A 13,782-nucleotide genomic window follows, 5' to 3' on the forward strand; every position below is an offset into this window, starting at 1 on the left:
GTCGCGGACAGGGTCGGACGACGGCGAACGGGGTGCGGACGACGACGGGCTGGTCGGACGACGGGCTGGTCGGACGACGCGCTGGTCAGACGACGGAGCCGGTGTACTTCTCGCCAGGGCCCTCGCCCGGCTCGTCGGGGATGACGGACGCCTCGCGGAACGCGAGCTGGAGCGAGCGCAGGCCGTCGCGCAGCGAACGGGCGTGCTGGTTGCCGACATCGGCGGCCGACGCCGTCACGAGAGCGGCCAGCGCCGTGATGAGCTTGCGGGCCTCGTCGAGATCCAGGTGCTCGCGGGCGTCCTCGCCCTCGGCGAGGCCGCATTTCACAGCGGCGGCGCTCATCAGGTGGACCGCGGCCGTCGTGATGACCTCGACGGCCGCGACGTCGGCGATGTCCCGGGTGGCGTCCCCGGCGTTCGTCTCGCTGGTGCTGCTCATGGGAGCCATCCTTGCATCCGGTACGAGGTAGGCTCGACACCCGCGGTCATGCGTGGTGAGCCGCGTGTCACAGGGGTTACGGGTGTCCGGGGCGGCGGCATGCGTGCTAGCCTGGTCGGCGACCAACCCGGAGACTTGTGATCCGGGTGCATCAAGTGGATTCCATCCCACCCGAGTCGCCACCGTGCGCCAAGCGCCGACAGTGTCCGGGTTTCGGTCGGGCGGTCGCGTCCAGCATCCTGCGGCCCGCCCACCCTCGATGGCCTCCGCTTGTGCTCAGGGCGGGGGCCCTTCTCGTTCCTGGTGGTCCACCTGCAACTTCCTAGGAGCATCACCATCAGCGAGCCTCGCATCAACGACCGGATCCGCGTTCCCGAGGTCCGGCTCATCGGCCCGGGCGGGGAGCAGGTCGGCGTGGTTGCCACGGCGGTCGCCCTGAAGCTTGCCCAGGACGCTGACCTGGACCTCGTCGAGGTCGCCCCGAACAGCCGGCCCCCTGTCGCCAAGCTCATGGACTTCGGCAAGTTCAAGTACGAGTCCGACATGAAGGCGCGAGAGGCGCGGCGGAACCAGACGAACACGATCCTCAAGGAGATCCGTTTCCGTCTGAAGATCGACCCGCACGACTACGCCACCAAGAAGGGCCACGTGGAGCGGTTCCTCGCGGCAGGCGACAAGGTCAAGGTCATGATCATGTTCCGCGGCCGTGAGCAGTCCCGCCCGGAGATGGGTCGGCGCCTGCTCGAGCGCCTGGCGGACGACGTCATGGAGCTCGGGTTCGTCGAGTCCATGCCGAAGCAGGACGGTCGCAACATGACGATGGTTCTCGGCCCGGTGAAGAAGAAGGCCGAGGCCAAGAACGAGCGTCCGCTCAAGCAGCGCGGTCACGAGAAGCTGAGCAAGTCCCAGGCGCGCCGGGCCGCGGAGGCGGCCGAGGCGGCGGAGGCGGAGCCGGTCCCGTCCGGCGCCGCGAAGGTCGCGGCCGCGTCGTCGGCCCCTGCGTCGGCTCCGGCGCCGGCGGTGTCGGACGTCAAGAGGTCGGCCCCCGCGCCGCGTCCGGACACGGCCTCGAAGCCCGCGTCTGCCTCGAAGCCCGCGTCTGCGCCGAGGCCGGCGTCTGCCTCGAAGCCCGCTGCCGAGGCGAGGCCCGCGTCCGCGCCGAGGCCCGCGTCCGCGCCGAAGCCCGCGGCCGAGGCGAAGCCGGCAGCTGCGCCGAGGCCGGCGGCTGCGCCCAAGCCTGCTGCCGCCAAGCCGGTGGCGGCGCCCAAACCGGCCGCCGCACCGAAGCCGGCCGCGAAGCCTGCGGCTCCCAAGCCGGTCGCGCCCAAGCCGCGCGCACCGCGCAAGAGCTGAGCGAGAACCAGAGACCACCCTGACACCGGGACCGCCTCATCGGGCCCGGTACGCAGTGCCGGGCCCGGCGGGCCCGGCTGACATGAGGAGAGACGGCAGTCATGCCGAAGAACAAGACGCACTCCGGTGCCAAGAAGCGGTTCCGGGTCACCGGCAGCGGCAAGGTCATGCGTGAGCAGGCCAACCGCCGCCACTACGCCGAGCACAAGCCGACCACGCGTACCCGCCGCCTGGCGCTGGACCAGCAGGTCAGCCAGGCCGACGTCAAGAAGATCAAGAAGCTGCTCGGCAAGTGACCTCCCGGGTGCCGTGAGGTCACGGCACCGGCAGACCACTTCCAGCCCGAAGGACTAGGAGCATCACGTGGCACGCGTGAAGCGGGCGGTCAACGCCCAGAAGAAGCGTCGTACGACTCTCGAGCGGGCCAGCGGTTACCGCGGCCAGCGCTCGCGCCTCTACCGCAAGGCGAAGGAGCAGGTCACCCACTCGCTGGTGTACAGCTACCGCGACCGGAAGGCCCGCAAGGGTGACTTCCGCAAGCTGTGGATCCAGCGCATCAACGCCGCGTCCCGCGCGCAGGGCCTCACCTACAACCGCCTCATCCAGGGCCTGAAGGCCGCCGGTGTCGAGGTCGACCGCCGCATGCTCGCCGAGCTCGCGGTGAACGACGTGGCCGCGTTCAACGCGCTCGTCCAGGTCGCCAAGGACGCGCTCCCGGCGGACGTCAACGCCCCGGCCGCGGCCTGAGGTTGGCCGACAACCACCCGGACGCCCGGACGGCGCCCAGCACCCTCGACGTGACGCTCGCGAATCCGCGGGCGGATCGGATCAAGCAGGTGCGGGCCCTGTCCGGGCGTTCGGCGCGTTCCCGGCACGGGCTGTTCCTGGTGGAGGGCCCGCAGGGGGTGCGTGAGGCGGTGCGCTGGGCCCCGGACGGCTCGGTGCGCGACGTCTACCTGACGCCGGCCGCGGCCGAGAGGTACCCCGAGATCGTGGCCGCGACCCGCGACCGGGCCACCGCGCCGGCGGGAGCGCGAACGGAACGGAGCCGTGGACACGCGGGCTCGCTCCGGATGCATGTCGCGACGCCTGAGGTGCTGGATGCGATGAGCCCCGACGCGCAGGGCGTTCTCGCGGTGCTGCGTTCCGAGACGGCCGGGCTCACCTGGCCCGACGTGGCTCGGCCCGGCGCGCGGCTGGTCGCGGTCCTCGCCGATGTGCGCGATCCCGGCAACGCCGGGACGGTGATCCGCGCCGCCGACGCGGCCGGGGCCGACGCGGTCGTTCTCGCCGGCCGGAGTGTCGACGTGCACAACCCCAAGGTCGTGCGCTCCACGGCGGGCTCGCTCTTTCACCTGCCCGTCGTCACGGGGCCGGCGCTGGCCGACGTCGTGGCACATCTTCGCGGGGCCGGGTGCCAGGTGCTGGCCGCCGACGGCGCCGGGTCGCACGACCTCGACGACCTCCAGGACGCCGTCGGGCAGGGGGGTGTGCCTGACCTGACCGCCCCGACCGCCTGGGTGTTCGGGAACGAGGCGTGGGGCCTGCCCGCCGCGGACCGCGCCCTGGCGGACGCCGTCGTACGCGTCCCGATCCGGGGCCGGGCGGAGTCGCTCAACCTGGCGACGGCCGCCGCCGTCTGCCTGTACGCGAGCAGCCGCGCCCAGCGCTGACCGCGCCCGCGGGATGTCGGCGTCACGTCCCGTGGCCTGCGGCGCAACCCCTGGCAGGGAATGGCGTCCGCCGATAGCGTGAACCCCATGAGATATGTGCCGGATCTGACACGCCTCACGAACGCCGCGGCCGAGCAACTCGGCGTACGGCAGGTCTTCGGCGAGGCGTACGAGCACGGCGGGAGGCTCGTCATCCCGGTCGCGCGCATCTGGAACGGCGTCGGCGGCGGTGGTGGCGGAGGAGCCGAGGGCCCCGAGGACGGTCCGGAGGGCGGCGGCGGGGGCATCGGTTTCGGCCGCCGTGGCGAGCCTGCCGGCGTCTTCGAGGTGGACGACGACGGCGCCCGCTGGATCCCGGCGGTGAACGTGGGGCGTATCGTGCTGGGTGGCCAGCTCGTCGCTGTCGCGATCGCCGCGGCGGTCTGCTGGGCGGTCGCCCGGCGCCGTGCCGGTGGGTCGTGAAACAGCTACCGGTTCCGGGCCACGCACGCCTAGGATCAACGCGTGCGGTTGTTCACGGCGGTCCTTCCGCCCGAGGATGTCCTTGACCATCTCGATCTCGCCGTCCACGGCGTGACCAGCACGGGGGCTTCCCCGCGATGGGTGCCGCGCGAGAACCGGCACATCACGTTGTCGTTCTACGCGGACGTGCCGGAGGGTGCCGTCGAGGACCTGTCGGCCGAGCTCGCTGTCGTCGCCGGCAAGCACGGCCCGTTCGACCTGCGCCTGCGTGGTGCGGGATCGTTCGGCAGCAGAGTGCTGTGGATCGGCGTCGACCACGAGGTGGGCCGGCTGCGGGATCTCGCGGGGGACTGCCTCGTCGCGTCGCCGCGCGAGGTGCCCGAGGACGTCAAGCCGCACCGTCCGCACCTGACCATCGCGCGGGCGCGGGCCGGGCAGGTGCGGGCGCCCCGGGGCCGGGACCGCTGGGGCAAGCGGCGCACCGGGTACGACGCCAAGAGCGGTGGCGGCCGGGGCGGCGGAGCCCGGACGGCGGGGCCTGCACGCGAGGGGCCTGCACGCGAGGGGGCCCGCGATCCCTTCGCCGACGCCCGGTCGGAGCTGGAGCCCGCCGCGCACGCGTTGTCCGTGTACGCGGGACCGCCGTGGCCGGTCGAGTCGTTCGCGCTGGTCGAGTCCCGGCCTGGCGAGGGCGCGCAGGGTGGGCCCCGGTACACCGTGCTCGAGGCCTTCGAACTGCGCGGCTGAGGTCTCGGCTGCCGGCTGTGCTCGTCACGGACCACACCGAAGCGAGCAGGCGGTAAATAGTGTGCCAAGCGCGGCGTACCCGGGTGGGGGCGTGACGTGGATCGCCGGGATGTGCCAGGATGAGCGCCATGCAGGCGCGTGATCACCGATTTACCAGGCCCGTCACGGGCCTGGTGGGACGCGCACCTCGCGCGCACTGATCGTCGCGAGATACCTCCCTGTGGATGGAGCGACCAGGGCCCTGGCGGGCATCTAGACTGCACGTGCCGCGTGCGGCGCCGTCCGATCCGGATCGGTGCCCCCGGCTCCCGACCCCGCCAGGAAGGCAAGCATGTCCACGCCCGACATTCAGGCCACCGTCGACCCGCTCGACGAGGCGGCTCTCGACGCCGCCGTCGAGCAGGCCCTCGCCGAGATCGCGAAGGCTGCTGACCTCGACGAGCTCAAGGCCGCCCGCACCGCACACACCGGAGACCGCAGCACGCTGGCGCTCGCGAACCGCGCCATCGGCACCCTGCCCGGACCAGACAAGGCGCGAGCCGGCAAGCTGATCGGCCCGCGTCGCGGGCGCGTCAACAAGGCCGTCGCGGCGCGCCAGACGCAACTCGAGGCGGAGCGTGACGAACGTGTGCTCGTGGAGGAGGCCGTCGACGTCACCCTGCCGGCCGTGCGCACCGCCTCCGGTGCCCGCCACCCGATCGAGTCGGTCCAGGAGCGAATCGCCGACTTCTTCGTCGGCCTGGGCTGGGAGATCGCGGACGGACCCGAGCTGGAGTCGGAGTGGTTCAACTTCGACGCGCTCAACTTCGGCCCCGACCACCCGGCCCGCCAGATGCAGGACACGTTCTACGTCGGCGGGACCCGGACGGCCGGCGGGCCGCAGGACGCCGGGGCGGGCGCCGCGTCGTCGAACCTCGTGCTGCGTACCCACACCTCGCCCGTGCAGGCTCACAGCATGCTCGATCGGGGAGCGCCGCTGTACATCGCATGCCCCGGCAAGGTGTTCCGCACCGACGCGCTCGACCAGACCCACACCCCCGTGTTCCACCAGGTCGAGGGGCTCGCGGTGGACAAGGGCCTGACGATGGCGAACCTCGTGGGCACCCTGGACGCGTTCGCGCGGGCGATGTTCGGGCCCGAGGCCCGTACGCGTCTGCGCCCCAGCTTCTTCCCGTTCACCGAGCCCAGCGCCGAGATGGACCTGTGGTTCCCGCAGAAGCGGGGTGGCGCGGGCTGGATCGAGTGGGGCGGCTGCGGCATGGTCAACCCCAACGTGCTCCGGACGGCCGGGATCGACCCGGACGAGTACTCCGGCTTCGCGTTCGGCATGGGCATCGAGCGCACGCTCATGCTGCGCCACGGCATCGCTGACATGCATGACATCGTGGAGGGCGACGTCCGCTTCTCCACCCAGTTCGGGACGGAGATCTGACGTGCCCCGCATCGTGAAGGACTGGCTCGCGGACCACGTCGAGCTGCCCGCCGGCCTGACGGCCGCCCAGCTCGCCGAGGCCCTCGTGAAGGTCGGCCTGGAAGAGGAAGAGATCCACCCCGCCGCGGTGACCGGGCCGCTCGTGGTGGGCCGGGTCCTGGAACTGACGGCCGAGCCGCAGAAGAACGGCAAGACGATCAACTGGTGCCAGGTCGACGTCGGCACGCACAACGAGGACGGCCGCTCCGTCGCCGACGGAGGCACGCCACGCGGGATCGTCTGCGGTGCGCACAACTTCGGCGTCGGGGACCTGGTGGTCGTCTCGCTGCCCGGTACCACGCTGCCCGGCGGGTTCGAGATCGCCGCGCGCAAGACCTACGGCCACGTGTCCGACGGCATGATTTGCTCCCCGGCAGAGCTCGGCCTGGACGGCGACTCCGGTGGGATCATCGTGCTGCCGCGCGACATGGGCTTCGCCAAGGAGGACCTGACCCCCGGCCAGGATGCGATCGCGCTGCTCGGTCTCGGCGACGAGGTCCTGGAGATCAACGTGACGCCGGACCGCGGGTACGCGTTCAGCTATCGCGGCGTGGCACGCGAGTACTCGCACTCCACGGGCGCCAAGTTCACCGATCCTGGTGCGCTGACCGGTGCGGAGCCAGCCGCCACGCCGGACGGGTTCGAGGTGCTGCTCCAGGACGCGGCGCCGATCGCCGGGCGGCTCGGCTGCGACCGGTTCGTCACGAGGATCGTGCGGGGCATCGACCCCACCGCGCCCTCGCCGGAGTGGATGCGCCGTCGCCTGGAGAACTCCGGGATGCGGTCGATCTCGCTCGCCGTGGACGTCACGAACTACGTGATGCTGGACCTCGGCCAGCCGCTGCACGCCTACGACCTCGTCCAGGTAGCCGCCCCGATGGTGGTGCGCCGCGCGGCCGCGGGGGAGCAGTTCACCACCCTGGATGATGTCCGGCGCACGCTGGACGCGGAGGACCTGGTCATCACCGACTCGCCGGACGGCGCCGTCGGCTCCCGGGTGCTGAGCCTCGCGGGCGTGATGGGCGGGGCGTCCTCGGAGATCTCCGCGACCACGACCGACGTGCTGGTCGAGGCCGCGCACTTCGAACCGACCACCGTGGCGCGCACCGCTCGCCGGCACAAGCTCCCGACGGAAGGCGCCAAGCGCTGGGAGCGCGGGGTGGACCCGCTGCTGCCTGCCGTGGCGGCCCAGCGCGTCGTGGACCTGCTGCTCGAGTACGGCGGTGGCACGGCGGATCCCGCGGTGAGCGACGTCGGTGACGCCGCCGCCACGGCCCCGCGGGACTCGATCACGCTCCCGGCCGGTGAGCCGACCCGGCTCTCCGGTGTCTCGTACACGCCGGAGCAGGTGCGGTCGACGCTCGAGGACGTCGGGTGCGAGGTCTCCGTGTCGAGCGAGCGGGACGTTCCTGCCGAGGCGTTCACCGTCACGCCGCCGACCTGGCGTCCTGACCTGACCGGTCCGGCCGACCTGGTCGAAGAGGTCGTGCGCATCCAGGGATACGACCAGATCCCGTCCGTGCTGCCCAAGGCGCCGGGAGGGCGGGGACTGACCACGGAGCAGCGGACCCGTCGCTCCGTCGCCCGTGCGCTGGCCGAAACCGGGTTCGTGGAGGTGCTCAGCTACCCGTTCGTCGGTGCGGCCGACTACGACGCTCTCGGCCTGCCCGACGACGACCCACGTCGTACCTCCGTCCGGCTCGCCAACCCGCTGGCCGAGGATCGTCCGTTCATGCGAACGAACCTGCTGGTCACCCTGCTGGAGACGGCGCGGCGGAATGTCTCGCGCGGGTTGTCCGACCTCGCGGTCTTCGAGATCGGCCTCGTCACGCGCCCCGCGCCGGACGCGCCGGCTGCGCCTGCCCTGCCGGGTGGTGTCCGTCCGTCGGACGCCGACCTGGATCTGCTCGCCGCCGCGACACCGGAGCAGCCGCGCCGCGTCGCGGGTGTCCTGACGGGCAACCGGGAAGCTGCGGGCTGGTGGGGCAAGGGCCGTGTCGCCGACTGGGCGGACGCGGTCGCCGCCGCCCGTCTGGTCGCGGAGCGCGCGGGCGTCGAGGTCACCGTGACGGCGGACACCGAGCACCTGCCCTGGCACCCGGGCCGCTGCGCGAAGCTGGAGGCCATCGATGCCTCCGGCCGCACCCATCTGGTGGGCCACGCCGGGGAGCTGCACCCCAAGGTGGTCGAGGCATTCGGACTCCCGGCCCGCGCCTCGGCGTTCGAGCTCGGCCTGTCGACGCTCGTCGCCGTGGCGCCCGGTGAGCCGGTGGCAGCCAGCCCGGTGTCCGCCTTCCCCGCCGCGAAGGAGGACTTCGCGTTCGTCGTCGACGCCGGGCTGCCCGCGTCCACGCTCCGCGAAGCGATCGTCTCCGGCGGCGGTGGGCTGCTGGAGGACGTCAGCCTGTTCGACATCTTCACCGGCGAGCAGGTCGGGGAGGGGCGCAAGTCCCTCGCCTACGCGGTGCGGCTGCGCGCTGCCGACCGCACGCTGTCCGCGGACGAGGTGCGCGGGGTGCGCGAGGCCATCGTCGCCGCGGCCGAGCGGGTCGGGGCGGTGCTGCGTGCCTGACGAGCAGGTGCAGGCCGGGACGGCGGCCGTGCCGCCCGCCCGGACTGCGCTCGTGACGGGCGCATCGCGGGGGATCGGGCGAGAGGTGGCGCTCGGCCTGGCCCGTGCCGGGCTCGACGTGGCGCTGCTCGCGCGGGACGAGCAGCGCCTGGCCGAGGTCGCGGACGAGATCCGTGAACTCGGCCGCGCCGCTGTCGTGCTCACTGCGGACGTCACGTCCGAGGCGGAGGTGCGCGACGCCGTCGCACGGGCCGAACGGCCGGACGGCGGGCTCGGGTCGGTCGACCTGCTGGTGAACAACGCAGGCCGCCTTGAGTCCGAGGCTCCGCTCTGGGAGGCGGATCCCGAGGACTGGTGGGCCACCTTCGAGGCCAACGTACGTGGGGTGTTCCTGCTGAACCGCCATGTGGTTCCCGGCATGCTGGCGCGCGGCGGCGGCCGGGTCATCGACCTCGCGTCCGGGGCGAGCACCCATGAAGGGCCTCTCGGGCACTCGGCCTACAACGCGAGCAAGACGGCGCTCGTCCGGATGGGTGCCGCACTGCACGCGGAAGGGCACGACCGCGGGCTGCGCGTGTTCGAGCTCGCGCCCGGCACGGTGAAGACCAGGATGTCGACCGCGCTCGCCATCCACGCGAACCGCACCGACTGGACGCCGCCGGAGCGAGTGACGGACCTCGTGAACGCGATCGCGGCCGGACACCTGGACGCCTGCGCCGGCTGGCTCGTCCGCGCCACGCACGACACACCGGAGTCGTTGCGGCAGCTCGTTGCCGCCGCGGAGAGCGGCCAGGTGCCTGCCACGGCGCGCCGCCGCCTCCGCATCCTGCCCGCCGGACCGGAGGACCCCTTGAGGGACGTGCTCATCGGGCGGTGACCGGCGGGCGGTGTTCCCGCCGGTCACCGCCGGGCGTACGCGCGGGGTGTCCTGAGCTGGTGACCTGGCCGGGCCCACGGTCTCAGCGGGCGCCGGACTCCGCGCGGGTCTTGAGGCTCGCGAGCTCGGTGTCGACCAGTGTGTGGGTGTGTTTGCCTGTCACGGCTCCGAGGACGCCCGCGAACGACCCGACCTGGGTGATGGTGAGGGTGACGCGGGAGCGGCCCTCGCCCAGGTCTTCGACGACGTGTTCGGCCTGGGTGCGCATGCCCGGCACGGCGCTGGTCCAGGCGAACATGCGCGGCGGGTCCCAGTCGTCGACCGTCCAGATCGCCAGCGGCAGGCCCGGCTGCTCGATCCGCACCTCGGTGCCGGCATCGGGCGGGTTGGGGCCCTCCACGATCCGGACCGAGGTCATCGAGGACGTCCACTCCGGCCAGGCCTCGATGTCGGCCACGATCTGCCAGACGTCCTCCGGCGGCGCGTCGATCTCGGCGGACACCGTGTACGGGGTGGACATCAGCCCGCGGCCCGTGCGTCGCGCCAGTCGATCCACTCCTTGACGGTCGACAGGTCGTAGTCCGGGCCGCCCACGCCGATCGTGAGCAGGGTGACGCCGGCGTCGAGCATGGCCTGGCCCTGCTGGGCCGGGTCGCCGTCGACGCCTGCCGACCGTTCCACCAGGCCGGCGGTGTCGCGGCCCACGTCGGTGCCGTGCTGGTCGAGGATCGCCGACTTGGTGGCGATCGTTCCCGCGTCGCCGAAGCCGTGCCAGATGTCCGCGTGCTCGGCCACGATCCGCAGCGTCTTCTTCGGGCCGCTGCCGCCGATCATGATCGGGATGTCGCGCACCGGGGCCGGGTTTCCGGCCGCCAAGCGGTTCTTGATGCGCGGCAGGTCCTCACCGAGCTTCTTGATGCGGGCGCCGGCGGTGCCGAACTCGTAGCCGAACTGGTCGTAGTCCTTCTCGAACCAGCCCGCCCCGACCCCCAGGATCAGCCGGCCACCGGACATGTGGTCGACCGTGCGTGCCATGTCGGCCAGCAGGTCGGGGTTGCGATAGGAGTTGCAGGTCACCAGGGCGCCGATCTCGACGCGCTCGGTCTGCTCCGCCCAGGCACCCAGCATGGTCCAGCACTCGAAGTGCTTGCCGTCCGGGTCGCCGTAGAGCGGGTAGAAGTGGTCCCAGTTGAAGATGACGTCGACGCCCAGGTCCTCGGCGCGCAGGACGGCGTCGCGGATCTGGGAGTAGTCGGCGTGCTGTGGCTGGAGCTGGACTGCGATGCGGATGGGGCGCTTGGTCATGGCGTCAGGCTACGCCCGGGCGCACCGGTGATTCGCGGGCTAGGCTCTCGGCGAACTCGGGAATAGGCCTGCGGGACCGGGCCTGGGGCCTGCAGGATCGTGAGCCCGTTCGCTGGATCCATCACCTGGCCGCTCTTCCGGTCGAGCTGGACCGTGATGACGCCGGCGCCCCGTTCCGTGGCGCGTCAGGTGCGCGACGCGATCGCGAACACCCTGCGGAACGCCAGCGGTGTCCCGTAAGGGCGCTCGGGATACGCCTCGCGCAGCGCGGCGCCGTAGTCCTTCTCGAACCGCGCACGCAGAGCGGGGTCGGCTTCCTCGAGCGCGTGCAGCGTGGGCTGGGCCCCGGTGGCGCTGATCCACCGAAGCACCGGGTCCGGCCCCGCGAGGACGTGCGTGTACGTGGTCTCCCACACGTCGACGGCCCAGCCCGGGGCGGCCAGCAGGTCCGCGTAGCCCACGGGGTCGTCGGTGGCCCGCCGTGTCACCGGTGCGCCGAGGGCCGACGCGTAGGGCTCGCGTGCGGCGACCTCTCGCAGCAGCAGGTGTGACGGCGCGTCGTGGTTTCCCGGGACCTGGAACGCGAGGGCCTGGCGGGCCCTGTCGCGCAGCAAGGGCAGGAGGTCCCGGTGCTCGGGCACCCACTGCAGCGCGGCGTTGCTCACCACGACGTCCGCTCCGGTCACGTCGAGACGCCCGGCCGCGAAGTCGGCGATGTCGCCCTCGACATAAGTGGTCCGTCGATCGTGCTCCCTCGCCCGCTCGATCATCGCCGGCGAGGAGTCGATGCCGGTCACGGTGGTGTCCGGCCAGTGCGACCGCAGCACCTCGGTGAGATGACCGGGCCCGCATCCGAGGTCCACGACGTCCGAGGGTGTCACGTCCCGCGCGGCCAGGAGTTCGGCCAGGCGGGTGACCAGGTCCCGGAAGGACCGGGAGCGCTCGTCGCTGAACTGCAGGTATCGGGCGGGAGACCAGTCGGCCATGGGAGACCCTTCACTCGACGTCAAGTATCTTGATGTCAAGATACACCCGTCTCGTAGGCCCACCGTGCGACCTCGACGCGGTTGCGGGTGCCGGTCTTGGCCATGATCGCCGCCAGGTGTGTCTTGACGGTGCTGAGTCCGAGATGCAGGTCGGCGCAGATCTCGCTGTTCGTGCGGCCCATGGCGACCTGGCGCAGCACCTCCGTCTCGCGACGGGTGAGCGGAGCCGTGGGCGGACGCCGGCTCCTGTCGGGAGCGGTCCGGGCGAAGTGTGCGAGGAGGCGCACCGTGACGGCGGGATCGATGAGCGCGTCGCCGTCCGCGGCCGCCCGGACCGCCTGCGCCAGGAGCGCCGGCCCGCCGTCCTTGAGCAGGAACCCGCGCGCGCCCGCGCGGAGGGCGGCGTGCACGTTCTCGTCCAGGTCGAACGTCGTGATGACCACGACCGCCATGGGCTCGGCCACGTCGGGCCCCGCGAGCAGTCGGGTGGCCGAGACGCCGTCGAGCCGCGGCATGCGGATGTCGAGCAGGCAGACGTCCGGGAGCAGGCGGCGCGCCTCACTCACCGCGCGTTCCCCGTCCGCGACATCCGCGACGACCTGGATGCCCGGCTGGGCGTCCAGGATCGTACGCAGGCCCGTGCGCACGATCTCCTGGTCGTCAGCCACCAGGACGCGGATCGTCATCGCCCCTCCCCGCCCGGTTGGTCGTGCCGTGCCGCCGGGACGGGGAGCACGGCACGTACGGTCCAGCCGCCTGCCTCGCCGGGGCCGGCCTCCGCCACTCCACCGAGAGCTCGCGCCCGCTCGCGCATTCCGGTCAGACCGAATCCCGCGCCTGGCAGCGCTTCACGGCCCGGACCGCGGCGGACCTGCGGCACGGCCGCACCGTCGTCGTGCACGATCAGTTCCAGGTGCCCCTCACGCTTCTCCAGGGTGACCGTGATGCCGGTGGCGTCGCGTGCGTGACGGCGGGCATTGGCCACGGCCTCCTGGGCGATCCGGGCGACGGCCGTGCCGGTGGGTGCGGGGACCGATCCGATGTCGCCGGCCACGCGGACGCTCACTCGTGGCGGGCCGGAGTCGGCCAGATCATGGACGTGTTCCAGGCCTCGGGTGAGTTCGTGCGGCGACTCGCTGCGCAGCATGCCGACCAGGGACCGTATCTCCGCCAGGCCCAGGCGGGCCTCGGCCTCGACGAAGCGGAGGGCCTCGGCGGCAGCTTCCGGACCCCCGCTGCCCGCGGTCACGACCACCTGACCGGCCTGCGCGCGCACGGCGACGGCCGACAGATGGTGGGCGACCGTATCGTGCAGGTCCCGGGCGACGGCCTCACGCTCACGCGCGCGGACGCGATCGAACTCCCTCGCGCGGGCGATCGACCGCTGGCGGGCCACCTCGCCGACGAGCGCCACGAGGACGACGACGGTACCGCCGGCGATCACGTCGTCGACGCCGCCCGAGTCGGTGGCGGCGGACAGCGCGACGCCCGCGGTCACCAGGGGCACACCCGCCAGGATCGCGCGGCCCGAACCCCAGCGGAAGAGCGCGTACGGGGCGAGGATCAGGACGGCCGCGGAGTACACGGGAGCGGAGTCGTGGCCGGCCAGGACTCCCACGAGATCGCGCGCCGCGCCGAGCCCGATCGTCCACGCAACCACGACGAACGGACGCACCCGCCTCCAGGGGAGCGCGGCGAGTGCCGCGACGACGGCGGACGCCGTGGCCGCCGGCCACGCCACGTCGGGGCGGACGGCGGTCTCCACGACGGTCCCGGCCGCTGCGAGAAACACGATGACCCAGTCCCGCCGCCCGGGCGGGGCGGCGCCGGGTGCCGCAGGTCGCCGCAGGGCGGCGCCGAGCGGGCGCCGGAGCACCTGCCCGTTCGCGGTCCGCAT

General features: G+C 72.7%; 15 protein-coding genes. 9 read left to right on the top strand and 6 right to left on the bottom strand.

What is annotated here, in order from left to right; all coding sequences use genetic code 11:
* Positions 1-85 precede the first annotated feature (85 nt).
* Positions 86-439, bottom strand: coding sequence for a DUF1844 domain-containing protein (locus HGK34_RS10945; RefSeq protein ID WP_201847094.1), 354 nt, complete (start codon positions 437-439; stop codon positions 86-88).
* A gap of 303 nt (positions 440-742) precedes the next feature.
* On the opposite strand from HGK34_RS10945, the gene infC reads away from it, so the two are divergent.
* From infC to HGK34_RS10990, 9 genes are all read left to right on the top strand, one after another.
* Positions 743-1,792 (top strand): translation initiation factor IF-3, encoded by a 1,050-nt coding sequence (gene infC, locus HGK34_RS10950; RefSeq protein WP_307815906.1) that lies wholly within the window; start codon positions 743-745, stop codon positions 1,790-1,792.
* Positions 1,793-1,893: 101 nt separating this feature from the next.
* A complete protein-coding gene (gene rpmI, locus HGK34_RS10955; RefSeq protein ID WP_201847096.1) occupies positions 1,894-2,088 on the top strand; it encodes a 50S ribosomal protein L35 in 195 nt (64 codons plus the stop codon).
* A 67-nt stretch (positions 2,089-2,155) separates the two neighbouring features.
* A complete protein-coding gene (gene rplT / locus HGK34_RS10960) occupies positions 2,156-2,539 on the top strand; it encodes a 50S ribosomal protein L20 (RefSeq protein ID WP_192863042.1) in 384 nt (127 codons plus the stop codon).
* Positions 2,540-2,541: 2 nt separating this feature from the next.
* A complete protein-coding gene (locus HGK34_RS10965) occupies positions 2,542-3,465 on the top strand; it encodes a TrmH family RNA methyltransferase (protein WP_207193372.1) in 924 nt (307 codons plus the stop codon).
* 87 nt (positions 3,466-3,552) lie between these two features.
* Entirely contained in the window at positions 3,553-3,927 is a 375-nt protein-coding gene (locus HGK34_RS10970) for a hypothetical protein (protein ID WP_201847098.1), read from the top strand.
* Positions 3,928-3,969: 42 nt separating this feature from the next.
* Entirely contained in the window at positions 3,970-4,674 is a 705-nt protein-coding gene (gene thpR, locus HGK34_RS10975; protein ID WP_201847106.1) for an RNA 2',3'-cyclic phosphodiesterase, read from the top strand.
* A 331-nt stretch (positions 4,675-5,005) separates the two neighbouring features.
* Positions 5,006-6,106: a phenylalanine--tRNA ligase subunit alpha gene (gene pheS / locus HGK34_RS10980; RefSeq protein ID WP_201847108.1), complete on the top strand. Its 1,101-nt coding sequence runs from the start codon at positions 5,006-5,008 to the stop codon at positions 6,104-6,106.
* A 1-nt stretch (position 6,107) separates the two neighbouring features.
* On the top strand, positions 6,108-8,717 hold the full coding sequence (gene pheT / locus HGK34_RS10985; protein WP_201847110.1) for a phenylalanine--tRNA ligase subunit beta: 2,610 nt from the start codon (positions 6,108-6,110) through the stop codon (positions 8,715-8,717).
* Positions 8,710-9,594, top strand: coding sequence for an SDR family NAD(P)-dependent oxidoreductase (locus HGK34_RS10990; protein ID WP_307815907.1), 885 nt, complete (start codon positions 8,710-8,712; stop codon positions 9,592-9,594). The genes pheT and HGK34_RS10990 overlap by 8 nt, the downstream gene beginning before the upstream one ends.
* An 82-nt stretch (positions 9,595-9,676) precedes the next feature.
* On the opposite strand, the gene HGK34_RS10995 is transcribed toward HGK34_RS10990, so the two are convergent.
* From HGK34_RS10995 to HGK34_RS11015, 5 genes are all read right to left on the bottom strand, one after another.
* Positions 9,677-10,150 carry an SRPBCC family protein gene (locus HGK34_RS10995; RefSeq protein WP_201847112.1) on the bottom strand — a complete coding sequence of 158 codons (474 nt, stop codon included), beginning with the start codon at positions 10,148-10,150 and terminating at the stop codon, positions 9,677-9,679.
* A complete protein-coding gene (locus HGK34_RS11000) occupies positions 10,114-10,899 on the bottom strand; it encodes an LLM class F420-dependent oxidoreductase (protein ID WP_201847114.1) in 786 nt (261 codons plus the stop codon). The genes HGK34_RS10995 and HGK34_RS11000 overlap by 37 nt, the downstream gene beginning before the upstream one ends.
* A gap of 185 nt (positions 10,900-11,084) precedes the next feature.
* Entirely contained in the window at positions 11,085-11,885 is an 801-nt protein-coding gene (locus tag HGK34_RS11005) for a methyltransferase domain-containing protein (RefSeq protein ID WP_201847116.1), read from the bottom strand.
* Between the two features lie 35 nt (positions 11,886-11,920).
* Entirely contained in the window at positions 11,921-12,571 is a 651-nt protein-coding gene (locus HGK34_RS11010) for a response regulator (protein ID WP_201847118.1), read from the bottom strand.
* Positions 12,568-13,782: a sensor histidine kinase gene (locus HGK34_RS11015; RefSeq protein ID WP_201847120.1), complete on the bottom strand. Its 1,215-nt coding sequence runs from the start codon at positions 13,780-13,782 to the stop codon at positions 12,568-12,570. The genes HGK34_RS11010 and HGK34_RS11015 overlap by 4 nt, the downstream gene beginning before the upstream one ends.

This window comes from Myceligenerans indicum, from assembly GCF_016742955.1.
GTDB classification, from domain to species: Bacteria; Actinomycetota; Actinomycetes; order Actinomycetales; family Cellulomonadaceae; genus Myceligenerans; species Myceligenerans indicum.

What these genes read in the sequence shown, in the direction of transcription:
- HGK34_RS11000 (WP_201847114.1), bottom strand. Translation starts at nt 10,899, where the DNA reads ATGACCAAGCGCCCCATCCGCATCGCAGTCCAGCTCCAGCCACAGCAC.
- rpmI (WP_201847096.1), top strand. Translation starts at nt 1,894, where the DNA reads ATGCCGAAGAACAAGACGCACTCCGGTGCCAAGAAGCGGTTCCGGGTC.
- HGK34_RS11015 (WP_201847120.1), bottom strand. Translation starts at nt 13,782, where the DNA reads ATGCGGACCGCGAACGGGCAGGTGCTCCGGCGCCCGCTCGGCGCCGCC.
- HGK34_RS10945 (WP_201847094.1), bottom strand. Translation starts at nt 439, where the DNA reads ATGAGCAGCACCAGCGAGACGAACGCCGGGGACGCCACCCGGGACATC.
- pheS (WP_201847108.1), top strand. Translation starts at nt 5,006, where the DNA reads ATGTCCACGCCCGACATTCAGGCCACCGTCGACCCGCTCGACGAGGCG.
- HGK34_RS11005 (WP_201847116.1), bottom strand. Translation starts at nt 11,885, where the DNA reads ATGGCCGACTGGTCTCCCGCCCGATACCTGCAGTTCAGCGACGAGCGC.
- HGK34_RS11010 (WP_201847118.1), bottom strand. Translation starts at nt 12,571, where the DNA reads ATGACGATCCGCGTCCTGGTGGCTGACGACCAGGAGATCGTGCGCACG.
- HGK34_RS10970 (WP_201847098.1), top strand. Translation starts at nt 3,553, where the DNA reads ATGAGATATGTGCCGGATCTGACACGCCTCACGAACGCCGCGGCCGAG.